General features: G+C 62.2%; 24 protein-coding genes. 13 read left to right on the top strand and 11 right to left on the bottom strand.

The annotated features are described in order from the left end of the window. Nucleotides 1-25: 25 nt before the first annotated feature. Complete coding sequence (acnA, locus tag ACVTFQ_RS16645) at nt 26-2,716, bottom strand: aconitate hydratase AcnA (RefSeq protein ID WP_111562611.1); 2,691 nt, start codon at nt 2,714-2,716, stop codon at nt 26-28. Between the two features lie 256 nt (nt 2,717-2,972). Between acnA and ccmA the strand changes: the two genes are divergently transcribed. The 5 genes from ccmA to ACVTFQ_RS16620 all read left to right on the top strand — a co-directional run bounded on the left by ccmA (nt 2,973) and on the right by ACVTFQ_RS16620 (nt 6,368). Further along, nucleotides 2,973-3,620, top strand: coding sequence for a heme ABC exporter ATP-binding protein CcmA (ccmA, locus tag ACVTFQ_RS16640; protein ID WP_111562610.1), 648 nt, complete (start codon nt 2,973-2,975; stop codon nt 3,618-3,620). Between the two features lie 442 nt (nt 3,621-4,062). Further along, entirely contained in the window at nt 4,063-4,722 is a 660-nt protein-coding gene (gene ccmB / locus ACVTFQ_RS16635) for a heme exporter protein CcmB (RefSeq protein WP_111562609.1), read from the top strand. Nucleotides 4,723-4,769: 47 nt separating this feature from the next. Then, nucleotides 4,770-5,531, top strand: coding sequence for a heme ABC transporter permease (locus tag ACVTFQ_RS16630; protein WP_111562608.1), 762 nt, complete (start codon nt 4,770-4,772; stop codon nt 5,529-5,531). Between the two features lie 4 nt (nt 5,532-5,535). Beyond that, nucleotides 5,536-5,727 carry a heme exporter protein CcmD gene (gene ccmD, locus ACVTFQ_RS16625; protein ID WP_111562607.1) on the top strand — a complete coding sequence of 64 codons (192 nt, stop codon included), beginning with the start codon at nt 5,536-5,538 and terminating at the stop codon, nt 5,725-5,727. Continuing rightward, nucleotides 5,724-6,368, top strand: a complete 645-nt coding sequence (locus ACVTFQ_RS16620; protein WP_313760030.1) for a DsbE family thiol:disulfide interchange protein — start codon at nt 5,724-5,726, stop codon at nt 6,366-6,368. Before ccmD ends, ACVTFQ_RS16620 begins: the two co-directional genes overlap by 4 nt. A 229-nt stretch (nt 6,369-6,597) precedes the next feature. Here ACVTFQ_RS16620 and ACVTFQ_RS16615 read toward each other — a convergent pair whose 3' ends face one another. The 4 genes from ACVTFQ_RS16615 to ACVTFQ_RS16600 form a co-directional block, all read right to left on the bottom strand. After that, on the bottom strand, nt 6,598-7,128 hold the full coding sequence (locus ACVTFQ_RS16615) for a SixA phosphatase family protein (protein WP_111562605.1): 531 nt from the start codon (nt 7,126-7,128) through the stop codon (nt 6,598-6,600). 119 nt (nt 7,129-7,247) lie between these two features. Continuing rightward, complete coding sequence (gene leuC, locus ACVTFQ_RS16610) at nt 7,248-8,657, bottom strand: 3-isopropylmalate dehydratase large subunit (RefSeq protein ID WP_111562604.1); 1,410 nt, start codon at nt 8,655-8,657, stop codon at nt 7,248-7,250. 281 nt (nt 8,658-8,938) lie between these two features. Further along, nucleotides 8,939-9,763: an amino acid ABC transporter permease gene (locus ACVTFQ_RS16605; protein ID WP_111562603.1), complete on the bottom strand. Its 825-nt coding sequence runs from the start codon at nt 9,761-9,763 to the stop codon at nt 8,939-8,941. Nucleotides 9,764-9,806: 43 nt separating this feature from the next. After that, nucleotides 9,807-10,604, bottom strand: coding sequence for a transporter substrate-binding domain-containing protein (locus ACVTFQ_RS16600; RefSeq protein WP_111562602.1), 798 nt, complete (start codon nt 10,602-10,604; stop codon nt 9,807-9,809). Nucleotides 10,605-11,047: 443 nt separating this feature from the next. On the opposite strand from ACVTFQ_RS16600, the gene ACVTFQ_RS16595 reads away from it, so the two are divergent. The 4 genes from ACVTFQ_RS16595 (at nt 11,048) to ACVTFQ_RS16580 (ending at nt 13,034) form a co-directional block, all read left to right on the top strand. Next, nucleotides 11,048-11,491, top strand: coding sequence for an SRPBCC family protein (locus ACVTFQ_RS16595; protein WP_111562601.1), 444 nt, complete (start codon nt 11,048-11,050; stop codon nt 11,489-11,491). A gap of 174 nt (nt 11,492-11,665) precedes the next feature. Next, nucleotides 11,666-12,028: a hypothetical protein gene (locus ACVTFQ_RS16590; RefSeq protein WP_111562600.1), complete on the top strand. Its 363-nt coding sequence runs from the start codon at nt 11,666-11,668 to the stop codon at nt 12,026-12,028. An 89-nt stretch (nt 12,029-12,117) separates the two neighbouring features. After that, the gene (locus ACVTFQ_RS16585; RefSeq protein ID WP_313760032.1) at nt 12,118-12,837 is read left to right on the top strand and encodes a hypothetical protein; all 720 of its coding nucleotides are present in this window, start codon (nt 12,118-12,120) and stop codon (nt 12,835-12,837) included. 20 nt (nt 12,838-12,857) lie between these two features. After that, nucleotides 12,858-13,034: a hypothetical protein gene (locus ACVTFQ_RS16580; protein ID WP_313760033.1), complete on the top strand. Its 177-nt coding sequence runs from the start codon at nt 12,858-12,860 to the stop codon at nt 13,032-13,034. Between the two features lie 113 nt (nt 13,035-13,147). Here ACVTFQ_RS16580 and rplS read toward each other — a convergent pair whose 3' ends face one another. Further along, nucleotides 13,148-13,684 (bottom strand): 50S ribosomal protein L19, encoded by a 537-nt coding sequence (gene rplS, locus ACVTFQ_RS16575; RefSeq protein ID WP_047508847.1) that lies wholly within the window; start codon nt 13,682-13,684, stop codon nt 13,148-13,150. A gap of 541 nt (nt 13,685-14,225) precedes the next feature. Between rplS and ACVTFQ_RS16570 the strand changes: the two genes are divergently transcribed. After that, nucleotides 14,226-15,683: an NCS1 family nucleobase:cation symporter-1 gene (locus tag ACVTFQ_RS16570; RefSeq protein ID WP_111562599.1), complete on the top strand. Its 1,458-nt coding sequence runs from the start codon at nt 14,226-14,228 to the stop codon at nt 15,681-15,683. Between the two features lie 139 nt (nt 15,684-15,822). After that, nucleotides 15,823-16,626: an exodeoxyribonuclease III gene (locus ACVTFQ_RS16565; RefSeq protein WP_111562598.1), complete on the top strand. Its 804-nt coding sequence runs from the start codon at nt 15,823-15,825 to the stop codon at nt 16,624-16,626. 15 nt (nt 16,627-16,641) lie between these two features. Here ACVTFQ_RS16565 and ACVTFQ_RS16560 read toward each other — a convergent pair whose 3' ends face one another. Beyond that, nucleotides 16,642-17,097, bottom strand: coding sequence for a cyclic nucleotide-binding domain-containing protein (locus tag ACVTFQ_RS16560; RefSeq protein WP_018901914.1), 456 nt, complete (start codon nt 17,095-17,097; stop codon nt 16,642-16,644). Between the two features lie 2 nt (nt 17,098-17,099). Continuing rightward, nucleotides 17,100-17,783: a response regulator transcription factor gene (locus ACVTFQ_RS16555; protein ID WP_018901915.1), complete on the bottom strand. Its 684-nt coding sequence runs from the start codon at nt 17,781-17,783 to the stop codon at nt 17,100-17,102. 145 nt (nt 17,784-17,928) lie between these two features. On the opposite strand from ACVTFQ_RS16555, the gene ACVTFQ_RS16550 reads away from it, so the two are divergent. Next, nucleotides 17,929-18,477 (top strand): L,D-transpeptidase family protein, encoded by a 549-nt coding sequence (locus ACVTFQ_RS16550; RefSeq protein ID WP_409527885.1) that lies wholly within the window; start codon nt 17,929-17,931, stop codon nt 18,475-18,477. A 152-nt stretch (nt 18,478-18,629) separates the two neighbouring features. Continuing rightward, on the top strand, nt 18,630-19,460 hold the full coding sequence (locus tag ACVTFQ_RS16545; RefSeq protein WP_111562596.1) for an aldo/keto reductase: 831 nt from the start codon (nt 18,630-18,632) through the stop codon (nt 19,458-19,460). 51 nt (nt 19,461-19,511) lie between these two features. On the opposite strand, the gene ACVTFQ_RS16540 is transcribed toward ACVTFQ_RS16545, so the two are convergent. From ACVTFQ_RS16540 to ftsY, 3 genes are all read right to left on the bottom strand, one after another. Then, a complete protein-coding gene (locus tag ACVTFQ_RS16540; protein WP_111562595.1) occupies nt 19,512-20,099 on the bottom strand; it encodes a DUF2585 domain-containing protein in 588 nt (195 codons plus the stop codon). Continuing rightward, nucleotides 20,096-20,740 carry a septation protein A gene (locus tag ACVTFQ_RS16535; protein ID WP_047508800.1) on the bottom strand — a complete coding sequence of 215 codons (645 nt, stop codon included), beginning with the start codon at nt 20,738-20,740 and terminating at the stop codon, nt 20,096-20,098. Before ACVTFQ_RS16535 ends, ACVTFQ_RS16540 begins: the two co-directional genes overlap by 4 nt. 132 nt (nt 20,741-20,872) lie before the next feature. Beyond that, nucleotides 20,873-22,540, bottom strand: coding sequence for a signal recognition particle-docking protein FtsY (ftsY, locus tag ACVTFQ_RS16530; RefSeq protein ID WP_470423912.1), 1,668 nt, complete (start codon nt 22,538-22,540; stop codon nt 20,873-20,875). Between the last annotated feature and the right edge of the window lie 13 nt (nt 22,541-22,553).

The following is a 22,553-nucleotide window of genomic DNA, read 5'->3' as shown; positions in this document are numbered from 1 at the left end:
GGCATTTCTTAAAAATCAGCGCCGATCAGGCCGCGAGATCCCGCAATACCGTCTGCAGGATGCCGCCATTGTTGAGGTAGATCACCTCGTCGAGCGTATCAACGCGCGAGAGCAGCGGAACGTCCTTCACGGTGCCGTCGCCATAGGTGATTTTCGCGATCTTCCTCTCGCGCGGCTTGATGTTCTCAAGCCCCTCGATGGTGACCGTCTCGTCGCCCTTCAGCCCCAGCGTCGCCCAGGTCGTACCCTCTTCGAACACGAAGGGGATGACGCCCATGCCGACGAGGTTCGAGCGGTGGATGCGCTCGAAGCTCTGCGCGATCACCGCCTTGACGCCGAGCAGGTTGGTGCCCTTCGCCGCCCAGTCGCGCGACGAGCCGTTGCCATATTCGACACCGGCGAAGATGACGAGCGGCACGCCCTCGGCCTTGTACTGCATGGCCGCGTCGTAGATCGATTCCTCCTCCTTAGACGGATAATGGATGGTGTAGCCACCTTCCTTGCCGTTCGGGCCGAGCATGTGGTTGCGGATGCGGATATTGGCAAACGTGCCGCGCATCATCACCTCGTGATTGCCGCGACGCGTGCCGTACTGGTTGAAATCGGCGACGCCGACATTGTGCTCCAGCAGATAGGCGCCGGCTGGCGAGGCAGCCTTGATCGAACCGGCCGGAGAAATATGGTCGGTGGTGATCTTGTCGCCGAAGAGACCGAGGACGCGGGCGCCCTTGATGTCGGAGACGCCGGAACCGGTCTTGCCCATGCCGACGAAGTAGGGCGGGTTCTGAACATAGGTCGAGTTGTCGTCCCAGGCATAGGTCTGGCCCGGGGGAACCTGCACGGCCTGCCAGTTGGCATCACCCTTGAAGACGTCGGCATACTTCGTCTCGTAGAGTTCGCGGGTGACGTACTTCTGGATGAAAGCCTGCACCTCGTGCGAGGTCGGCCAGATATCCTTGAGGTAGACGGGGTTGCCGCTCTGGTCCTCGCCGATCGGTTCCTTGGTCAGGTCCTTCTGCACCGTACCGGCCAGCGCATAGGCGACGACGAGCGGCGGCGAGGCCAGATAGTTGGCCTGCACGTCGGGCGAGATACGGCCTTCGAAGTTGCGGTTGCCGGAGAGAACGCCCGAAACGATCAGGCCCTTGTCGTTGATCGTCTTCGAGATCGGCGCCGGCAGCGGACCGGAATTGCCGATGCAGGTCGTGCAGCCGAAGCCGACGAGGTTGAAGCCGAGCTTGTCGAGATCGGCCTGTAGGCCGGACTTCGCCAGATACTCGCCGACCACCTGCGACCCAGGCGCCAGCGAGGTCTTCACCCACGGCTTGGTCTTCAGCCCCTTGGCAACGGCGTTGCGGGCAAGCAGGCCGGCGGCGATCAGGACTGATGGGTTCGACGTGTTCGTGCAGGACGTGATGGCGGCGATCGCCACGTCGCCATGGCCGAGATCGAAATCCGTGCCTTCCACCGCATAGCGGTTGGAGAGCTGGCCGGGCTTCTTGTAATCGGCATCCATCGAGCCGGCGAAACCGGACGCGATGTTTTCCAGCGGGATGCGGCCTTCCGGACGCTTCGGGCCGGCCATGGCAGGCACGACGTCGCCGAGATCGAGCTCCAGCGTATCGGTGAAGACGAGATCCGAGCCATCGCCCTCGCGCCACATGTCCTGCGCCTTCGAATAGGCTTCGACCAGCGCGATGCGGTCATGCGAGCGGCCGGACATGGTGAGGTAGTTGATGGTTTCGCCATCAACAGGGAAGAAGCCGCAGGTGGCGCCATATTCCGGGCCCATATTGCCGATCGTCGCGCGGTCGGCGAGCGGCATGTTGTCCATGCCGGGGCCGAAGAACTCGACGAACTTCGAGACCACGCCCTTCTTGCGCAGCATCTGCACGACCATCAGCACGAGGTCAGTGGCGGTCACGCCTTCCTTGAGCTTGCCCGTCAACTTGAAGCCGATGACTTCGGGAAGGAGCATCGACACCGGCTGGCCAAGCATGGCCGCTTCCGCCTCGATCCCGCCCACACCCCAGCCGAGAACGCCGAGACCGTTGATCATCGTCGTGTGGCTGTCCGTGCCGACGCAAGTGTCAGGATAGGCGATCGTCTCGCCGTCTTCTTCCTTCGTCCAGACGGTCTGGCCGAGATATTCGAGATTGACCTGGTGGCAGATGCCGGTGCCGGGAGGCACGACGCGGAAATTCTGGAAGGCCTGCTGGCCCCATTTCAGGAAGCGGTAGCGTTCGCCATTGCGCTGGTATTCCAGCTCGACATTCCTGGAGAAGGCCTGCGGCGTGCCGAATTCGTCGACGATGACGGAGTGGTCGATGACGAGATCGACAGGCACCAGCGGGTTGATCTTTTCCGGATCGCCGCCGAGCGACACCATCGCGTCGCGCATCGCCGCAAGGTCGACCACGGCGGGAACGCCGGTGAAGTCCTGCATCAGAACGCGCGCCGGGCGATAGGCGATTTCGTTTTCGACCGTGCCCTTGTTGTTCAACCATTCCGCGACGCCAAGGATATGTTCCTTGGTGACAGACTGGCCGTCCTCGAAGCGCAACAGGTTCTCAAGTAGAACCTTCATCGAATAGGGAAGCTTGGAAACGCCGGGCAGGCCGTTTGCCTCGGCCTTCGGCAGGCTGAAATAGACATAATCCTTACCATCGACGGTAAGGACGGAACGACAGTGGAAACTATCAAGTGATTTAGACACGAGAGACCCCGTTTCTGATCGCGAACACAATTGTGCGGACGCCTATGCACTAAAGGCACATCAGGATGCGGGTACGGCCATTTCCGCGGTCCGCACATGAAGTCAGACCTCATGTTCGGCGCTAGGATGAAATTCACGCCGACCGCTGGCGTGGTAATCCACATATAGATAACTTCGGCAAAAGCTGCCAGAGAGGGACCAACCATTTCTGATTTTTTTGCATCGCATGACTGAAAACGTGAACCCCGGAACCCCCATGCATCTCCAAGCCTCCGATCTCGCTGCCTTCAGGGGCGAAGAGCTGATTTTCGAAGGCGTGTCCTTTACCCTGGAATCTGGTGAAGCCCTGGTTCTGACTGGCAAAAATGGCTCCGGAAAATCGACCCTGCTGCGCGTGCTGGCAGGCCTGCTGCGCCAGGAAACGGGCACGATCACCGTCACCAATGCGAACGGCGACACCGATATCCGGCTCCCCGAGATCAGCCACTATCTCGGCCACCGCAACGCCATGAAGAGCGAGCTGACGGTGGAGGAGAACCTCGCTTTCTGGCGCCGCTATCTCGGTAATGCCGACGGTGGCACCGGCATGTCGATCGAAGACGCCGCCGATGCGGTAGGGCTGTCAGGGATCACCCATCTCCCCTTCGGCTACCTCTCCGCCGGCCAACAACGCCGCTTCGCCTTCGCCAAGCTGCTTGTCTCCCACCGCCCCGTCTGGATTCTCGACGAGCCGACGGCGGCGCTGGACGCCAGCGCCGACCAACTCTTCGCCGGGTTGATCGAGGCGCACCGTTGGGCTGGCGGCATCGTGATTGCGGCGACGCATCAGCCGTTGGGGCTGAGCGATGCGCGAGAGTTGCGGATGGCGGGGTTTTCGGGCGTGAGTGCGGGGGTGTGGGGGTGATGGCGATGGTTGCGAGAGACATGGTTGTTGCTCAGCGGGTGCGGCCCCCTCATCCGACCCTTCGGGCCACCTTCTCCCCGTTGGGGAGAAGGGGAGGTCGGCGCGAGCGGCTCACCACGAGTCCCTTCTCCCCCACGGGGAGAAGATGCCGGCAGGCAGATGAGGGGGCCACGAGCACTGAGTGTTCTAAGCGCCGTCGCGCCAGGATTACCCCCCTCTGCCCTGCCGGGCATCTCCCCCACAAGGGGGGAGATCGACTCGTTGCAATGGCATCCCCAAACAACGAAGGTAGAGCGAGCGGCCGCGCCCAGCCAATCTCCCCCCTTGTGGGGGAGATGCCCGGCAGGGCAGAGGGGGGTATCCCACCCACCAACCTCTCGAACACCCCACCCACCACCCTCGCCACAGGCCGCCACCACCCCACCCCAAAGAGGGCCCACCCATGACCGCCCTCCTCTTGCGCGACCTCAAGCTCTCCATCCGCGCCGGCGGCGGTGCCCTCGTCGGCGTGCTGTTCTTCCTCACCGTCGTCGCCGTGATCCCCTTCGGCGTCGGTCCGGATCTAGCGCTGCTCGCCCGCATCGGCCCGGCCATCGTCTGGATCGGCGCGCTGCTCGCGGCCCTGCTCGGCCTCGACCGCCTGTTCCAGGCCGAACGTGATGATGGCGCGCTCGATCTGATGCTGATGCAGGAAACGCCGCTGGTCTTGACCGTTCTCGTCAAGTGCCTCGCCCACTGGCTCGCCACCAGCCTGCCGCTGGTGATCGCCTCGCCGCTGCTCGGCCTGTTCATGAACATGAGCGAGAAGGCGATCGGCGCGACCATGCTGACGCTCTTCGTCGGCACGCCCGCCATCACGCTGATCGGCGCGGTGGGCGCAGCAGTTGCCGTGGCACTTCCGCGCGGCGGCCTGCTGGTGTCGATCCTGGTGCTCCCGCTCACCATCCCGGTGCTGATCTTCGGCGTCAGCGCGACTTACGCAGCGGTCGAGGGACCGGCCCCCTTCATGCCGCCCTTCCTGATCCTGATCGCGCTCACACTGTTCTTCGCCGTCATCGGCCCGGCGGCAGCGGCGCTGGCGCTCAGGAACACATCGGATTGATCATCGGCTTGATTGCCCGTGGCGGCGGATCGCGCTAAGGAGACGGCATGACCGAGAATAGCCTTGCCATCACCAAATTCAGCGATCTCGCCAACCCCACGCGGTTCCTGGCGCTCGCTTCCCGCCTCATTCCGTGGATGGCCGGGTTCACCGCCCTCTGTTTTATCGTGGGGCTGTATCTCAGCTTCACGACCGAAGGCGACTACCAGCAGGGCGAAACCGTCCGCATCATGTATATCCACGTGCCGGCGGCCTGGCTGTCGATGATGGGCTACACGATCATGAGTCTCTCGGCGATCGGCACGCTCGTCTGGCGCCACCCGCTGGCCGATGTCTCGGCCAAGGCCGCAGCCCCGCTCGGCGCCGCCTTCACGCTGATCGCGCTCGTTACCGGCTCGCTCTGGGGCAAGCCCATGTGGGGGACGTGGTGGGTCTGGGATGCGCGGCTCACCTCCGTCTTCATCTTGTTCTTGATGTATCTCGGCCTGATCGCGCTCAACCGCGCCATGGAAGACCCGAGCAAGGCGGCCCGCCTCTCGGCCGTGCTGATCCTCGTCGGCTTCGTCAACATCCCGATCATCAAGTTCTCCGTCGACTGGTGGAACACGCTGCATCAGTCGGCAAGCGTGCTTCGCATGGACGGCCCGGCGATCGACCCGGAATTCCTGCGTCCGCTGCTGGTCATGGCAATCGCCTTCACCATGCTCTTCCTGACGCTGCATGTGATGGCGATCCGCAACGAGATCTGGCGCCGCCGGATTGCCGCCCAGCGCCGGCTCGCCGCGCGCCTGGCAAGTCGCGAGGGTTAAAGAGATGACACAGTCCTACGCCTTCTACGTCTATGGTTCCTACCTCTTCGCCGGCCTGATCACCATTGGTGTGACGCTCTGGACCTGGCTCGACGGTCGCGCCCGCCGCCGCGAACTCAAAGCGCTCGAAGCCTCCGGCATCCGCCGCCGCTCCGCCCGCGCCAAGGATGCGCCCGATGCGAAGGCCAACGCATGACTGACGCGCCGAACACCAAGCCGACGCAGTCCACGCAATCCGCCGCGCCCGGCACGCCAAAGGAAAAGCGCGGCCTCGGCCGCTACGCCTTCGCGCTGATCCCGCTTCTCGTCTTCGCCGGCATTGCCGGCACGGCGGGCAAGATGCTCTACGACCAGGATGTGCACGGCAAGAACATCTCCGAGATCCCCTCGGCGCTGCTTGGCACCAAGGCCCCCTCGCTCGACCTGCCGCCGCTTGAGGGCGCCAACCTGCCGGCGCTCACCGACGCCGCCGTCAAGGGCAAGCTGACACTGGTCAACGTCTTCGCTTCCTGGTGCATTCCCTGCCGCGAGGAGCATCCGATATTGAAGGAACTGGCGAAAGATAGCCGGCTCAACATTGTCGCGATCAACTACAAGGACAAGAACGACAACGCGCTGGGCTTCCTCGGCGAACTCGGCAACCCCTACAAGGCGATCGGCGTCGACCCCAAGGGCCAGGCCGCGATCGACTGGGGCGTCTACGGCATCCCCGAAAGCTACCTCGTCGGGCCGGATGGGACGATCCTTTACAAGCGCGTTGGACCGTTCGACGATATCAGTTTGAAAGAGGGGCTTTATCCGGCGATGGAGAAGGTTTTGGGGAAGGCGGGGTCGTAGGGGGAGTTGGTTCTGGGGGATAGAGTAAGCCTTTGCGCTTGTAGCCCCCTCATCCGACCCTTCGGGCCACCTTCTCCCCTATGGGGCGAAGGGGAGGTTGAGCGAGCGGCCCGCTCCCAAGTCTCTTCTCCCCAGCGGGGAGAAGGTGCCGGCAGGCGGATGAGGGGGCTCCGGGCGCCAACGCCAGCCACGGCAAAACGCGCCAACGCCAACCACAACCCAACCCCGATCACCCCACCAAAGACCGCGGCACCACAAACCTCTCCAACACCCCACTCCCAGCGGCCACATCCCCCCAAGCCACCGCAAAATCGATCACCGCCAAGGCCCCCGTCGGAAGCTTCTCCCTGACCTCGGCAAGCCTCTCCCCATCCGAAACAAGATCGATCGCCAGCTCCTGCAACCCCGGATTATGCCCAGCAACCAGCAGCGTCCGAACCGAAGCATCGACACCACGGATAACCCCCGCGATCCGCTCCGCCGCCGCCTCATAGATCTCCCCCACATCCCGCCGCTCGATATCATCAGGCAGTTCGGCGCCGACGAGCGCCCAGCTCTCCTGCGTGCGCCGCGCCGTGGAGATCAGCGCCAGATCGGGAACCAGCCCCTCGCGCGCCATATAGCGCCCCATCAGCGGCGCAGCCTTCAAACCACGACCGCCGAGCGGACGATCATGGTCGTCGACGCCTTCGGGCCAGGCGGATTTGGCGTGGCGTAGCAAAAGCAGGCGGTATCGCGGGAGCGTGGTGTCTGGTGTCATGATGCTCTCCGGATGAGGAATGGGAGTAGTAACCCCATGAACGAGAAAGGACAGGCCAAGCCTGTCCTTTCCAATTCATGCAACCGACCCCTCCCTTCACCGGGAGGGGTCGAAAGTTCTTAGTTCCACTCGCGGATATCGACGAAGTGGCCGGCGATGGCCGCTGCTGCTGCCATGGCGGGCGACACCAGATGGGTGCGGCCCTTGAAGCCCTGGCGGCCTTCGAAGTTGCGGTTGGAGGTCGAGGCGCAACGCTCGCCCGGCTTCAGGCGGTCGTCGTTCATGGCCAGACACATGGAACAGCCAGGCTCGCGCCAGTCGAAACCGGCTGCCTTGAAGATCTTGTCGAGGCCTTCGGCTTCCGCCTGTTCTTTGACGAGGCCGGAGCCCGGGACGATCATGGCGCTGACGGTGCCGGCAACGGTCTTGCCTTCGACGACCTTGGCGGCGGCGCGCAGGTCCTCGATGCGACCGTTGGTACACGAGCCGATGAAGACGCGGTCGACGGCGATGTCGGTGATCTTCGTGCCCGGCTTCAGGCCCATGTAGTCGAGCGCGCGCCACTTCGAGGTACGCTTGTTCTCGTCGGCGATTTCATCCGGGTTCGGAACGATGCCCTGCACCGAGATGACATCCTCGGGCGAGGAGCCCCAGGAGACGATCGGCGGCAGTTCGGCGGCGTTGAGCGTGACGACACGGTCGTAATGCGCGCCTTCGTCCGACTTCAGCGTGTTCCAGTATTTAATCGCCTGGTCGAGCGTCTCGCCCTTCGGCGCGCGCGGCTTGCCCTTGATGTATTCGTAGGTGACGTCGTCAGGCGCGATCAGGCCGGCGCGAGCGCCGCCTTCGATCGACATGTTGCAGATCGTCATGCGGCCTTCCATCGACAGCGCGCGAATGGCTTCGCCGGCATATTCGATGACGTAGCCGGTGCCGCCTGCGGTGCCGATTTCGCCGATGATGGCGAGCACGATGTCCTTGGCGGTGACGCCAGCGGGCAGCACGCCGTCGACCTGCACCAGCATGTTCTTCGCCTTCTTCTGGATCAGCGTCTGGGTGGCCAGAACGTGTTCCACTTCGGACGTGCCGATGCCATGCGCCAGCGAGCCGAAGGCGCCGTGCGTCGAGGTGTGGCTGTCGCCGCAGACGATCGTCATGCCCGGCAGCGTGAAGCCCTGCTCCGGTCCGATGATGTGGACGATGCCCTGGCGCTTGTCGCTCGCCGAATAATATTCGACGCCGAACTCGGCCGCGTTGATCGCCAGCTGCTCGACCTGGATGCGGCTTTCCTCGTTCTTGATGCCGAGGTGGCGATCGGGCGAGGTCGGCACGTTGTGGTCGACGACCGCGAGCGTCTTTTCAGGCGCGCGAACCTTGCGGCCCGTCATGCGCAGCCCTTCGAAGGCCTGCGGCGAGGTGACTTCGTGGACCAGGTGGCGGTCGATGTAGAGAAGACAGGTGCCGTCGTCCTGTTGATCGACCAGGTGGTCGTCCCAGATCTTGTCGTAGAGGGTACGAGGTGCGCTCATGGCGATACATCCGTTATTATGCAAAGGGCGTTTGCTTGCAGTGGGGGTATGGAGCTTGGTGGCGCATAGGCCACCGGCCGTCGGTCGATCAGAAAGGGATCAACGAAGTCGGCTGTTGAGCGCACCGGAAACGGTCGCAAAGAAGCGTGCCGGCAGGCGGTAGTGATCCTGCAGCACGAAAATATGCGCCCCAATGCAACTGAACTTGGATTCCATGAGCAGTCACTTACCAATTTTTCCGATGCTCGGCAATTCGATTCATTAGCGCGATCGCCTGAGCTTTATCGCCGTCCGTCTCTGCCGCGCATCCGCTTCTCGATCTGCCTGAGGCCAAGCGATAGGCCGATCGTCAGGATCAGGTAGATATAGGTGACGATCGAATAGGTTTCAAAGAAGCGGAAGGAGCCGGACGCATAGATCTTGCCCATCTGCGTGATGTCGGACACCCCGAGCACCGAGACCAGCGAACTATCCTTCACCATCGCCACGAAATCGTTCGACAGCGGTGGAAAGATCACCTTGATCGCCTGCGGGAAGACCACGAGCCGGAAGCGATGGTAGCGCGACAGGCCGAGCGCCTTTGCGGCTTCGATCTGCCCCTGATCGACCGACTGGATGCCGGCGCGGAACACTTCGGCGATGAAGGAGGAATAGCCGATCATCAGCGCGATGATCGCCCGCCACATCAAGGAGAAATCGCGCACCAGCACCGGCTCCGCAAGCCCGGCATTCACCAGCGGCGCGGTCAGGAAATTATAGGCGGCAACAAAGGCCGGCGCGCCGACGAAGGCGACGTAGAACAGAAGCACCAGCATCGGGATGCCTCTGATAACCTCGACATAGAAGCGGGCGATCTGGCGCAGCGCGACGCTGTCCGATAGCCCGAGCAGCGCTATGCCGAGCCCAAGCAGCGTCGCCAGCGCGAAGCCGACGAGCGTCACGAAAATGGTGATGCCGACGCCATTGAAAACGGTGCGGAACACCTGCGTATAGACATCGTTGGCGATGATGACGGCGGCGAGCGTAAGGCCGATCACGACAAGGGCGACCAGCCACCAGGGATAATCGCCCCTCTCCTGGCCCCGCGGGTTTGGCTGCGGAGCCATCATGCTTCAGTCCGTGCGCGGCAAGCGATTGAAAAAGACGGGATCATTGACCCATCTTGTAGTCGAGGAACCATGTCTTGTTGAGCTTGTCGAAGGTGCCGTCGGCCTTGAGGCTCGCAATCGCCGCATTGACGGGACCGACCAGATCGGAGCCCTTCGGGAAGATGAAGCCGAAATCCTCGGTGCCGAGCGGCCCGCCGATCACCTTCAGCCCGCCATTCGACGCGTCGACATAGCCCTGCGCCGCGACGCTGTCGGTCAAGACCACGTCGACATCGCCGGCTTTCAGCGCCTGCACCGTGGCGCCGAAGGTCTCGAACAGCTTGATGCGCGGGTTCTGCTCATTGCCGTCAAGAATCTCGTAGACGGCGGCATAGAAGGGCGAGGTGCCCGGCTGCGCGCCAACGAGGCCGTCATTGAAGGCGCCGAAGGTCTTGGCGTCGGTAAAGCGCGTCTCGTCGCCGCGCACCAGCATGAACTGCTGCGAGCGCATGTAGGGATCGGAGAAGTCGACCTTGGCCTTGCGGTCGTCCTTGATGGTGATCCCGGTCATGCCGATGTTGTACTGATTGTCCGACACCGCCTGGATCATCGCGTCCCAGCTGGTGTTCTGGTACTCGACCTTGAAGTTCAGCCGCTTGGCGATCTCGTTCATCGCATCATATTCCCAGCCGATCTGCTTGCCCGTTTTCGGATCGACGAACTGCAGCGGCGGATAGGCGTTCTCGGTGACGACCACGACGGTCTTGCCCTTCAGATCGGGAAGCTCGGCGGCGGCAGCAGCGAGCGGCGAAAGAGCGAGTGCGGTCAGTCCGGCAAGGACGGTGCGACGAAACAGCATGAAATATCTCCCCAAAATAGCGCTCGCGGAAACTGTCATGTTTGCAAAGCCGCTGGCAAGGGGATTGGCGTGCGCGGATGGGGGAAATCGGGAATGACGGTTTAAAAATGGGGGCGTTTGGAGAATGGTAGGCGTAACGGCGCGATCGGCGTCCGTAGCCCCCTCATCCGCCTGCCGGCACCTTCTCCCCGCTGGGGAGAAGGGGAGATGCCGCGCTGTCCCGGCCAAGATAAAACGCTACATGTTTGGTGAGGGGCGCACAACGCCAGCCACCAGCCCCTTCGCCCCAGCGGGGAGAAGTGCCGGAGCGCAGCGAGGCGATGAGGGGGCCACACGGCAAAACACTGGCCACCTCCCCCCTTGAACAAAATCGCAATCGGATGTCGGATCACCCACCGCTCGCCCGTCCTTAGGGTCTCGCATCAACTTCGGAGGAACACCCCATGCCAAGCACCATCCGCCTGCACCGCGTTCTCGCCACCAAGCCGGAGAAGGTCTACCGCGCCTTCATCGAAGCCGACGCGATGGCCAAGTGGCTGCCGCCGAACGGCTTTACCTGCAGCGTCCACCATTTCGAGCCGACCGTCGGCGGCACGTTCAAGATGTCGTTCCGCAACTTCACATCAGGCAACAGCCATTCCTTCGGCGGCGAATATCTCGAGCTCGTTCCCGGCGAACGCGTGCGCTATGTCGACCGCTTCGACGACCCCAATCTGCCGGGCGAGATGGAAGTGACGGTCGACCTGAAGAAGGTCTCCGTCGGCACCGAGATCAACATCACCCAAGCCGGCATCCCCGACCTCATTCCGCCGGAAGCCTGCTATCTCGGCTGGCAGGAATCGCTGCGCAACATGGCCCGGCTGATCGAGCCGGAGATTGCGGAGTAGGCGTGAAGCCTGCTCGCCGACTTCCGCAAGACCCCTCCCCACAAGGGGGAGGGGTTGGGGAGGGGCCTTCGCCCCACCCATCACGCCCTCACCCAACGACCAAATGCGTCTTTTGATTGCATTAACGCAGAACTGCTATCCCGGCGTCGCAATAATCGTCGTCACGGAGCCAGCATGACACCCCGCCCTTCGGATTTCGCCACCGCCGGCTGGGCCTACGGTCCGACGGAAACGGCGTCCGCCCTCTGCGCGCTGGAGGCAGCCGGTATCCGGGTGCTTGCGCACACGCTTCACCACACGACAATGGTTCCCCACTTCATGACGGCGCTTGGCGGTATCGAGCTTCGCGTTCCCTCGGCCGATGCCGAAGCCGCGCGGGAAGTCCTCGCGTCCATTTCGTTTTCAAGTCCGCGCGGCAACATCTGGCTGCGCGCGGTGGGCGGCCTTGTGCTTCTGCTCTGGATCGGGATGCCGCTGCCGGCAAGCGGCCTCTATGGCGTGCGCCCCGTTGCCGCCCCTCAAAGGATCGAGCCCTAGTCGCAGCGCATTCGCCGCGCCACCCTTCGTGACATGATCAAATGCACGGCGAAGTTTTTGTATTTTAATATTTATTGACGGAGACGATTTTGAGCAAGTTCAACCCCATCCGAATGCATGAGGTGATGCCTGGGAGTATCAACCGCGTGGTTCGCACCGAGTACGATCCGGCCAGTCCGATGGGCAATATTGCTGCATATCAGATTCACAGTGCCGTCTCTGCCTTCCTGGTGCGTTATGACCAGCAAACAACGCCTATTCTTCCACGTGCGCTTGAGTGGCTGGACAAGGCCATCGAGGGAAAGGAAGAGGAAAGGTTTGGTGGTCTTCCCTGTGCGCATCGCGTAACCCTGCACTGGGCCAAGGCCCTTGGCCAGTGGATGCACGGCAAGGGAAACGACGAAGCGTCGTGGAAAATCGCACAGGACGCACAAATTGAATACATGCGGACCGGCTTTACCAAGGTATTGGGTCCCGACAAGTTTGATTACAAGCTCCAGCGTTTCGTCCGCCAGGAAACCAGAGGCCTGCCGTATAGCAGAGGAATGCTGCTCACCTACGGCACTCTCGATGATTTCATGGCGTTCAGCTTTCAGGCCGGACAGTACGAAACCGCGGTCGAAGAGTATGAGCGACACTTGAAGCCGAAAGTGCCATCGCTCAAGGCAACGTTAAAGCCAAGGGCTTTTGCCTATGCGCTGTGCTTGAACAAGTTGGGACGGGCGCGGCTTGACGAAAATGACCTCTTTGAGGCTGGGCGGCGAATGTTGCAGGCCAATCTTGAGGAAGAATGGTTGGGATCGGGCTAGATAGGCGCGCGGCCACATGGTTGAAGATCGTCTATTGGCACCACGACCAAACCCTGACACCGCTCGAGACCATCCTCAAAGCCTATGACGACATGCCGAACGTGCCTTTGCCCGATTTCATGCTGGCGCCCCAGGCGGAACCGGCTTCCCCGCGAACGCGGTGGGCGCGGCTATTGGAAAGGCTGCGGTTCAAGTGAGGCTTCGCATTCGTCAATCGCACGACGATTTGCTCTAAATCACGCCACCACACCACCAAAACAAAAAAGGCGACCCGGAGGTCGCCTTTTTCGTCAATCCTTGCGGATGAAGCTTATTCCGCTGCCGGCTCGGCTGCGGCGGCTGCTTCAGCGGCTGCTGCCTTTTCGGCGGCTTCCTGTGCTGCCTTTTCGGCTGCCAGAGCCTGAGCAGCTGCAACCTTTTCAGCTTCCAGACGTGCCTTTTCCTGGGCGAGAGCGGCGCGCTCGGCGTCGTTGAGCTTGCGGGCGCGAACGCCGGTGTCTTCAACGATACGAGCCGACTTGCCGCGACGGTCGCGCAGGTAGTAGAGCTTGGCGCGACGGACCTTACCGCGGCGAACGACTTCTACGCTTTCGATGGCAGGCGAGTAGACCGGGAATACGCGCTCGACGCCTTCGCCGTAGGAGATCTTGCGGACCGTGAAGTTTTCCTGCAGACCGCCGCCGGAGCGAGCGATGCAGACGCCTTCGTAGGCCTGTACGCGGGTACGCGTGCCTTCCGTGACCTTCACGTTGACGCGGACGGTATCACCAGGAGAAAATTCCGGGAGCGTGCGCTTGGCTTCGATCTTGGCGACCTGTTCGGCCTCAAGCTGCTGAATGATGTTCATGTGTCAACCTCATTGTTGGTTCGACAACCAGAGCGCCCGGCGATCGATCCTTGGTCTAGCCTCGGATCTATGCCTCTGTGAGGCAGGGGCGAATGCGTCTGTCTTTCTTTGCTTGGTTGATGGGAGATTCCCATTCCGGGGGTGCGCATACTCTATCACGCGGGCTTTGTCACCCCTTGCGCGTGAGATTCGTCAGGAATAGCGGCACTGTGCGCAAGGCGGGACCTTGCGATGTCGCTGCTGTCGGCGGGTGTGATACCCCCCTCTGCCCTGCCGGGCATCTCCCCCACAAGGAGGGAGATCGACCCGTGGCAACGGCATCCCCAAACAATTGAGGTGGAGCGAGTGGCTGCGCCCAGCCAATCTCCCCACCTGTGGGGGAGATGCCCGGCAGGGCAGAGGGGGGCGCCTCACGGCACAGCGCCAGCCTGAACACCCCACCCCCGGTGCATTATTTGATTAAATATTTGTTAAATGCCCAAATCGGGAGCAAGTTCGATTGTGGCCATTTTGTGGCCCGCAAATCCTAGGAGGGGATTACATGACATCTGGCAATCCGTCGCCCTCGTTGTACAACGAGGATCTGGCGCCCGCTCGGGAGAGGAAGTGGGGCGCCTTCAGCATCTTCAACGTCTGGACCTCGGACGTTCACAGCCTGTGGGGCTATTATCTCGCCGCCAGCCTTTTTCTTCTGTGCGGCAGCTTCATCAATTTCGTCATCGCCATCGGCCTCGGCTCGCTGGTCATCTTCGTGCTGATGAGCCTCGTCGGCAATGCCGGCGTGAAGACGGGCGTGCCGTTCCCGGTGCTGGCGCGCGCCTCCTTCGGCACCTTCGGCGCCAATGCGCCGGCGCTGGTGCGTGCGGTGGTCGCCTGCTTCTGGTATGGCGCGCAAACGGCGGCCGCATCGGGCGCCATCGTGGCGCTGTTGATCCGCCACGAGAGCATTCTCGCCTTCCACCAGAACAGCCATTTCCTCGGCCACTCGACGCTGGAAGTGATCTGCTACGTCATCGTCTGGGCGCTGCAGCTCCTGATCATCCAGCGCGGCATGGAAACGGTGCGCAAGTTCCAGGATTGGGCCGGACCGGCCGTCTGGATCATGATGCTCGTCTTGGCCGTCTATCTCGTCGTCAAGGCAGGCACCTTTTCCTTCGGCAGCGAAATCCCGCGCGACGTGCTGATCGAAAAGACCAAGGATGCCGGCGTCCCTTATGAACCGGGCACCTTCCCTGCGCTCGCCGCCGTCGCCGCCACCTGGATCACCTATTTCGCCGCGCTCTACCTGAACTTCTGCGACTTCTCGCGCTACGCCAAGGACGTGAAGACGCTGCGAAAGGGCAATCTCTGGGGCCTGCCGATCAACCTGCTCGCTTTCTGCCTGGTGGCAGGTGTCACGACCACGGCGGCCTTCACCGTCTATGGCGAGGTGCTGCTGCATCCCGAAGCCATCTCGGCCAAGTTCGACAGCTGGTTCCTGGCGCTTCTGGCGGCACTCACCTTCGCGGTGGCGACGCTCGGCATCAACGTCGTCGCCAACTTCGTCTCGCCTGCCTTCGACTTCTCCAACGTCTTCCCGCGCCACATCAGCTTCAAGCGCGGCGGCTATATCGCGGCGTTGATCGCGCTGGTGCTCTACCCCTTCGCCCCCTGGGAGACGGGTGCCGCCCACTTCGTCAACTTCATCGGCTCGACCATGGGGCCGATCTTCGGAGTGATGATGGTGGATTATTATCTCATCAGAAAGGGCGAACTCGACGTCGCGGCGCTCTACCGCGAAGATGGCGAATTCCGCTTCCAGAGCGGCTGGCACGTCAACGCCTTCATCGCGTTTGCGATCGGCGCGCTGTTCTCGTCGATCCTGCCGACTTTCACGTCTGTTCTGCCGGAATGGTGGGGCACCTATGGCTGGTTCTTCGGCGTCGGCATCGGCGGCGGGGTCTATTATCTCCTGCGCATGACCACCCGCGGCTCCGCAGTCGGTGCCGCCTCGCGATAAATAGAGTGCCCGGCTTCGGCCGGGCATTTTTCTTTGCGAAGGATGCGGATGCCTTCACCCATTTTCTTCACCCCCATCCGTTCCATCCACACGCCCTTTGCTCTAAAGCCCTTCCAACAGAATTGGAAAAGGCAGCGCAATGGGCTTCTCGATCACCACCTGGAACATCAATTCGGTCCGGCTGCGCATGCCGATCGTCGAGCAGCTCTTCCTCAAGCATCGCCCTGATATCATCTGCCTGCAGGAAACCAAGGTGCCGAACGAGCTGTTCCCGTTGGCGCCGTTGAAGGCGATGGGCTACGAGCATGTGATCATCCATGGCCAGAAGGGCTATCACGGGGTGGCGATCGCATCGCGGTTTCCGCTGGTCGAGGATCACAGCACCGATTATTGCAAGGTCGGCGATGCCCGGCATATCTCGGCGGTGTTCGAGCGCGGCGGCAAGCGTATCCGCATCCATAATTTCTATGTGCCCGCCGGTGGCGACGAGCCGGATCGGGCGATCAATCCGAAATTCGGCCACAAGCTCGATTTCATCGAGGAGATGAAGCTCTTGAAGGCTGATGGCGAGGCCAATACCTCGGCGATCCTGGTGGGCGATCTCAATATCGCGCCGATGGAGCACGACGTCTGGTCGCACAAGCAGTTGCTTAAGATCGTCAGCCACACGCCCGTCGAGACCGAGGGCCTGCTTGATGTCATGAAGCGCGGCCAGTGGCTCGACCTGATGCGTCAGAACGTGCCCGACACGCAGAAGCTCTATACGTGGTGGAGCTATCGCGCCAAGGATTGGGAAGCGGCCGATCGTGGCCGGCGTCTCGACCATATCTGGTCGTCGCGTGACCTCGGGCCGCATCTGCAGCGCATCGAGATCCTGAAAGAGGCGCGCGGCTGGGACCGGCCATCCGACCACGTGCCGGTGACGGCGCATTTCGATCTTTAAACGTAGGCAGGCGCCTCAGGCGAAGCGGTGAAGCTCGGCGGCGGCCTTGGCCGCCAATGCCGCGATATTGTCGCGGATGCGCTGTTGGATCAGCAAAGCCGCATCCGGATATTCCTCGATCAGCCGGTGAAACAGCGCGCGGGTAATGCGGATGATCGCCGTGTCCTCGCGGGCGATCGCCGTGAACTTGCGCTCGACGAGCGTGACCAGCGCAAGCTCTGACAAAAGCGTGCCGGACCCGACCACGGCCTGAACCTCAGGCTTGTTGTCGCGTCCGGTGTGGCTCAGTTCGACACTGCCGCTGACGATGACGTAGGCGCTGTCGGCGGGAGAGCTTTCGCGAAAAAGCATCTGCCCGTTCGAGATCACGCGCCGATCCGCGCCGAAGGCGATCAGCCGCAGCTGATCCTCCGACATTCCGTTGAAGAGCGGAAGCTGCGCGAGCAGCTGGATATCGTCATTCAGCGCCATGATTACGGAACGATCTTGTAGCCGCCGTTTTCCGTGACCAGGATTTCGGCGTTCGACGGATCGCGCTCGATCTTCTGGCGCAGGCGGTAGACGTGGGTTTCGAGCGTGTGGGTGGTGACGCCGGAATTGTAGCCCCAGACCTCCTCGAGCAGCACGTCGCGGGTCACGACCTTCTGTTCGGCGCGATAGAGATAGCGGATGATCGCCGCTTCCTTTTCGGTGAGGCGGATCTTCTGGCCGTTCTCCGTGGTGAGCAACTTCTGGCTCGGCTTGAAGACATAAGGCCCGACGCTGAAGGTGGCGTCCTCACTCTGCTCGTGCTGGCGCAGCTGCACGCGGATGCGGGCAAGCAGAACCGCGAAGCGGAACGGCTTCGTCACATAGTCGTTGGCGCCGGCCTCGAGGCCGAGAATGGTATCTGAATCGGTGTCATGGCCCGTCAGCATGATGATCGGCGCCTTGAGGCCGCCCTTGCGCAGAAGCTTCACAGCCTCGCGTCCATCCATGTCGGGAAGGCCCACATCCATGATCAGGAGATCGATGGCCGTCGCGCGGGCGCGTTCGACACCCTTGGCAGCCGTGGATTCCTGGAGAACCGTGAACTCGTCATAGAGCGAGAGCTGCTCCGTGAGGGTCTCGCGGAGGTCGTCGTCATCATCCACCAACAAAATGGTGCGTGCTGTCATGCGGCTATGTCCCTCGCCATCTGGTCTCCTTACTCCTACGCCAACTTGAGAGTGTTGGCAAAGATCAGGATACCAAGCTGTTGTCGTATATGGTGCTATATGATTTCAATCATCGCCCCGGCAATTGCAAAAACATGTGAGAAACATGGAAAAAACAAGGCGGAAACCGTCTATACAACCAACGATCATCACGGTTAGACCGGCACCGGGGCAGAAAAGCCGGGCTTTGCTGCAATTCGGCACAGTCGTGGTGCCCGCGGCGGTTGGTCGCTCGGGGCGTACCACACGCAAGCGTGAAGGCGATGGGGCCACGCCGATCGCCGAAATGCGGCTGATTTCGGGCTTTGCGCGCGGCGAAAAAACCTCCGGTTTGCGAACGCGGCTACCGATTCGCCTTATTCGCGAGAACATGCTCTGGTGCGATCAGCCTGATGACGCCAACTACAACAGACCAGTCAAGGCGCCGTTTAGCAAAAGTCACGAAAAGATGAAGCGCGACGACGGGCTCTATGACGTCTGTCTCGTCATGGACTGGAACATCACCGCGCGTGCCCGCAATCGCGGCTCGGCGATCTTCTTCCATCTCATCCGTCCCGGCTACCAGCCGACGGAGGGCTGCATCGCCATTCACCCGCGCGACATGAAGCGGATCCTGCCCTACTTGCGCAAGGGCACCGTCGTCAGGGTTTTGTAATCCCGGAATAAGAGAGCAGGGGTGATATCGCGGGCCGCCTGACCTATATGCAATCCGACCGACGCCCGGGCTGAAAGGCGTTTCGGGAAACGGCGGGATAGCCGCCGTTCAACCACGCCCCGTTCCATTCATCGCTTTCGCGGAGATTTATTGTGGCACAGCAATCCATCATTACGTTTCACGACGGACATTCCATTCCCCAGGTCGGCCTCGGCGTCTGGCAGACGCCCAACGACATGGCGGCACCCGCGGTGCGCGCGGCAATCGAAGCCGGCTATCGCCATGTCGATACGGCCGCCGTCTATGAAAACGAAGAGGGCGTCGGCGAGGGTATCCGCTCGTCGGGTATCGACCGCAAGGACGTCTTTCTCACGACCAAGCTCTGGAATGCCGACCAGGGCTACGACACGACGCTGAAGGCATTCGACAAGAGCCTGAAGCGCCTCGGTACCGATTATGTCGACCTCTACCTCATTCACTGGCCGGCGCCGAACCGCGACGCCTATGTCGACACGTGGAAAGCCTTCATCAAGCTGCGCGAAGAGGGCCGGGCGAAGTCGATCGGTGTCTCAAATTTCTACCCTGAACATATCGAACGACTGATTGCCGAGACCGGCGTCGTGCCCGTCATCAACCAGATCGAGCTGCATCCGGACTTCCAGCAGAAAATCGCGCAGGAAGCGCACAAGAAGCTCAACATCGCCACGCAGTCCTGGAGCCCGCTCGGCCAGGGCAAGCTGATCGCCCACCCAGTTCTCGCCAAGATCGCCGAGAAGCACGGCAAGACGCCGGCGCAGGTGATCATTCGCTGGCACATGGATAGCGGCCTCGTCGTCATCCCGAAATCGGTGACGCCGTCGCGCATCGTCGAGAACTTCCAGGTCTTCGACTTCAAGCTCGATGGCGACGACATGGCCGAGATCGCCAAGCTCGACAGCAGCTCGGCGCGCATGGGTCCGGACCCGAAGACGGCGACGTTCTAAGGATTTGAATTAGGGTTTGGGCCTGGAGCCGGCTGTAAGTTACTAGCTGCTCTAGGCCCCGCCCTGCCACGTCTTCACCGCCTCCAGCGGCCAGACCAGCATCAGCACGTTGAGCGTCAGGTTGTCCCGGATCATGTAGCCGGTGAAGATCTCGAAGACGATGGCGATCGTAACAGTTAGCCAGACCGGCGCGCGCCAGGCGAAGAAGAAGCCGAGCACCATGAACACCGTGTCCATCGCCGAGTTCAGGATGCTGTCGCCGTAGTAATCGAGCGAGATGGTCGCCGTGCGATAGCGGTCGATGATGATCGGGGAATTCTCCAGCAGCTCCCAGCCGGATTCGATCACCAGCGCCAGAAGCAGCTTCATCGCGATCGGCTTGCCGCGCAGCACGAGATGCGCCAGGCCGTAGAACAGGAAGCCGTGGATGATGTGGGACGGCGTGTACCAGTCCGACATGTGCTGCGAGTTGCCGCTGGAATTGACGGTCCCCTCCCACAGCTTGACGTAGCCGCAGGTGCAGATCGGCGTGCGCCCCATCAGATATTCGGCGACGATCTGCGCGATGAGCACGCCGAGGCAGGCGATGAACCAGTAGGTCTGGTGTTTGGCCCTGTCAGTCGCCTGCAGCGCCGTCACTGGCCGGCCTCGCCCTCGGGCGCGATCGTGTGCTTCATGATCAGCGGCATCTGCGCCAGCGTGAACAGGATGGTGATCGGCATCGTGCCCCAGACCTTGAAGGCTACCCAGGTGTCGTCGGAGAAATTGCGCCAGACCACTTCGTTGAGCACCGCCAGGAACAGGAAGAACACGCCCCAGCGGATGGTGAGCTTGCGCCACCCCTCGGCGTCGAGCTGGAAGGCGGCGTTGAAGACATAGCCGAGCAACGACTTGCCGAAGAGCAGCCCGCCGAGCAGCGTGAGGCCGAACAGCGAATTGATGATCGTCGGCTTCATCTTGATGAAGGTCTCGTCCTGCAGATAGATCGACAGCGAGCCGAAGATCAAAACGACGATGCCCGAGACGAAGGGCATGATCGGCAGATGGCGGAGCACCACCTTGGAGATGACGAGCGAAATGATCGTCGCCGCCATGAACAGCGCGGTCGCCACGAAGAGCGGGCCGCCGAGCGAGGCGAGGGCGGGGAATTTTTCCACCAGCCAGGGGCCGCGCAGATTGGCGAAGAAGAAGATCAGCAACGGCCCGAGCTCCAGCGCCAGCTTGAGCATCGGGTGATGCTTGTCTGTCGCCGACGGGGTGATATCGCTCTCGGTCGTCATGAGGTCCCTAATCCGTTCCCTAATCAGTCTTTGTCGTCAGTTCTTATCGTCAGTCTCTATCCCGGACGCTTGCGCGCCCTTGCGGGCATATCTGTGGCATCAATCGCTTTTGACGGCAATGGTGCGACTTGATCAGCCCCGCGCGTCGCCGAGGCCGGCGATCGCATGGGCGAAATCCTCGGCCTCGAAGGGCTCCAGATCGTCCACACCCTCGCCGACGCCGATGAAATAGACCGGCAGCTTGTGCTTGGCGGAGATGGCGACGAGGATGCCGCCGCGCGCCGTGCCGTCGAGCTTGGTCATGATCAGGCCGTTGACGCCCGCGACATTGCGGAAGATCTCGACCTGGCTCAGCGCGTTCTGGCCGGTGGTGGCGTCGAGCGTTTGCAGCACGGTGTGCGGTGCGTCCGGATCGAGCTTGCCGAGCACGCGCACGATCTTCTCTAGCTCGGCCATCAGCTCCGTCTTGTTCTGCAGCCGGCCGGCGGTGTCGATGATCAGCACATCGCACTTCTTCTGCTTCGCCTGCTCGAAGGCATCGTAGGCAAGCCCCGCCGCATCGGCGCCGAGCTTGGTGCCGATGAATTCCGACTTGGTGCGGTCGGCCCAGATCTTCAACTGCTCGATCGCCGCCGCGCGGAACGTATCGCCGGCCGCGACCATCACCTTCAGCCCGGCGCCGGAAAGCTTGGCGGCGAGCTTGCCGATGGTGGTGGTCTTGCCGGTGCCATTGACGCCGACGACGAGGATGACATGCGGCTTGTGGCTGAGATCGAGCTGCAGCGGCTTTGCCACCGGCTTCAACACCTTGGTGATCTCGGCCGCCATGATGCGGCTCACATCCTCGCCCGACACGTCCTTGCCGTAGCGCTCCGACGCCAGCGTATCGGTGACGCGCAGCGCCGTCTCGACGCCGAGATCGGCCTGGATCAGCAGGTCTTCGAGATCCTGCAGCGTGTCGTCGTCGAGCTTGCGCTTGGTGAAGAGCGCCGAAATCTGGCCGGTCAGCTGCGACGAGGTGCGGGCGAGGCCGGCGCGCAGGCGCTGGAACCAGTTGAGCTTGGCTGGCGTCACGATGGTGACGGGTTCGGGGGTCTCGGTGGCGGTGGAGAAGCCCTTGGGGAGGATGGGGGTGTCGGAGTCGGTCGGCGTTGGTTCGGGGGCGTCGATAGAAGCTGGCTCGGCGGGTGCGATACCCCCCTCTGCCCTGCCGGGCATCTCCCCCACAGGTGGGGAGATTGGCTGGGAGGGCTCGCTCGTTTCATTCTCGACCGTTTCGTCGATCTCGTCCGCAGTGTCTGCGACCGGCTCAGCCTTGCCACTCTCATCAACATCAGAGGTCTGGTCGGAAGCTTCCCGCGAGTCGATCTCCCCCCTTGTGGAGGAGATGTCCGGCAGGACAGAGGGGGGTACCGCACCCACTGAGCCAACGTCTTTCGCCTCAGCAACAGGCTCCGCCTCCGCCTCAGCCTCCAGCAAGGACAACGGCACCAGCCCGACATCATCGGTCGTAAGCGCCGTCGGCAAATCCTCGGAAACCTCGTCTTCGGCAACACTCTCGCCATCGGCCGAAGGCCCACCGGCCGTCTCCACCTCCTCCGGCAACACCGGATCGGCCGCAACAGGCAGCTCCTCCACCGGCGCCGACCGCACCGGCGCCGTCACGTCAGCAACAGGCGCCTCCGCGACCGGCTCGACCGCAACCTCGGCGGCCTTGGTCTCGACCGTATCCGGCGCCTGCTCTTCCGCCGTCTTGTCGGGGCCGAAGGTGAAGACCTTTTTGATGAAGCTGAACGCCATGAGAATTCCGTCA

Source organism: Rhizobium sp. O111 (assembly GCF_055616315.1).
This window is presented reverse-complemented; position numbering and strand designations above follow the sequence as displayed.

Coding starts and splice junctions, on each gene's coding strand:
- ACVTFQ_RS16560 (WP_018901914.1), bottom strand. CDS start 17,097: ATGGCGCTGAATGACGATATCCAGCTGCTCGCGCAGCTTCCGCTCTTC.
- ACVTFQ_RS16615 (WP_111562605.1), bottom strand. CDS start 7,128: ATGACACCAGACACCACGCTCCCGCGATACCGCCTGCTTTTGCTACGC.
- leuC (WP_111562604.1), bottom strand. CDS start 8,657: ATGAGCGCACCTCGTACCCTCTACGACAAGATCTGGGACGACCACCTG.
- ccmA (WP_111562610.1), top strand. CDS start 2,973: ATGCATCTCCAAGCCTCCGATCTCGCTGCCTTCAGGGGCGAAGAGCTG.
- ACVTFQ_RS16630 (WP_111562608.1), top strand. CDS start 4,770: ATGACCGAGAATAGCCTTGCCATCACCAAATTCAGCGATCTCGCCAAC.
- ACVTFQ_RS16565 (WP_111562598.1), top strand. CDS start 15,823: ATGGGCTTCTCGATCACCACCTGGAACATCAATTCGGTCCGGCTGCGC.
- ccmD (WP_111562607.1), top strand. CDS start 5,536: ATGACACAGTCCTACGCCTTCTACGTCTATGGTTCCTACCTCTTCGCC.
- ACVTFQ_RS16555 (WP_018901915.1), bottom strand. CDS start 17,783: ATGACAGCACGCACCATTTTGTTGGTGGATGATGACGACGACCTCCGC.
- ACVTFQ_RS16595 (WP_111562601.1), top strand. CDS start 11,048: ATGCCAAGCACCATCCGCCTGCACCGCGTTCTCGCCACCAAGCCGGAG.
- ACVTFQ_RS16600 (WP_111562602.1), bottom strand. CDS start 10,604: ATGCTGTTTCGTCGCACCGTCCTTGCCGGACTGACCGCACTCGCTCTT.
- ACVTFQ_RS16590 (WP_111562600.1), top strand. CDS start 11,666: ATGACACCCCGCCCTTCGGATTTCGCCACCGCCGGCTGGGCCTACGGT.
- rplS (WP_047508847.1), bottom strand. CDS start 13,684: ATGAACATCATTCAGCAGCTTGAGGCCGAACAGGTCGCCAAGATCGAA.
- ACVTFQ_RS16620 (WP_313760030.1), top strand. CDS start 5,724: ATGACTGACGCGCCGAACACCAAGCCGACGCAGTCCACGCAATCCGCC.
- ccmB (WP_111562609.1), top strand. CDS start 4,063: ATGACCGCCCTCCTCTTGCGCGACCTCAAGCTCTCCATCCGCGCCGGC.
- ACVTFQ_RS16535 (WP_047508800.1), bottom strand. CDS start 20,740: ATGACGACCGAGAGCGATATCACCCCGTCGGCGACAGACAAGCATCAC.
- ACVTFQ_RS16605 (WP_111562603.1), bottom strand. CDS start 9,763: ATGGCTCCGCAGCCAAACCCGCGGGGCCAGGAGAGGGGCGATTATCCC.
- ftsY (WP_470423912.1), bottom strand. CDS start 22,540: ATGGCGTTCAGCTTCATCAAAAAGGTCTTCACCTTCGGCCCCGACAAG.
- ACVTFQ_RS16550 (WP_409527885.1), top strand. CDS start 17,929: ATGGAAAAAACAAGGCGGAAACCGTCTATACAACCAACGATCATCACG.
- ACVTFQ_RS16570 (WP_111562599.1), top strand. CDS start 14,226: ATGACATCTGGCAATCCGTCGCCCTCGTTGTACAACGAGGATCTGGCG.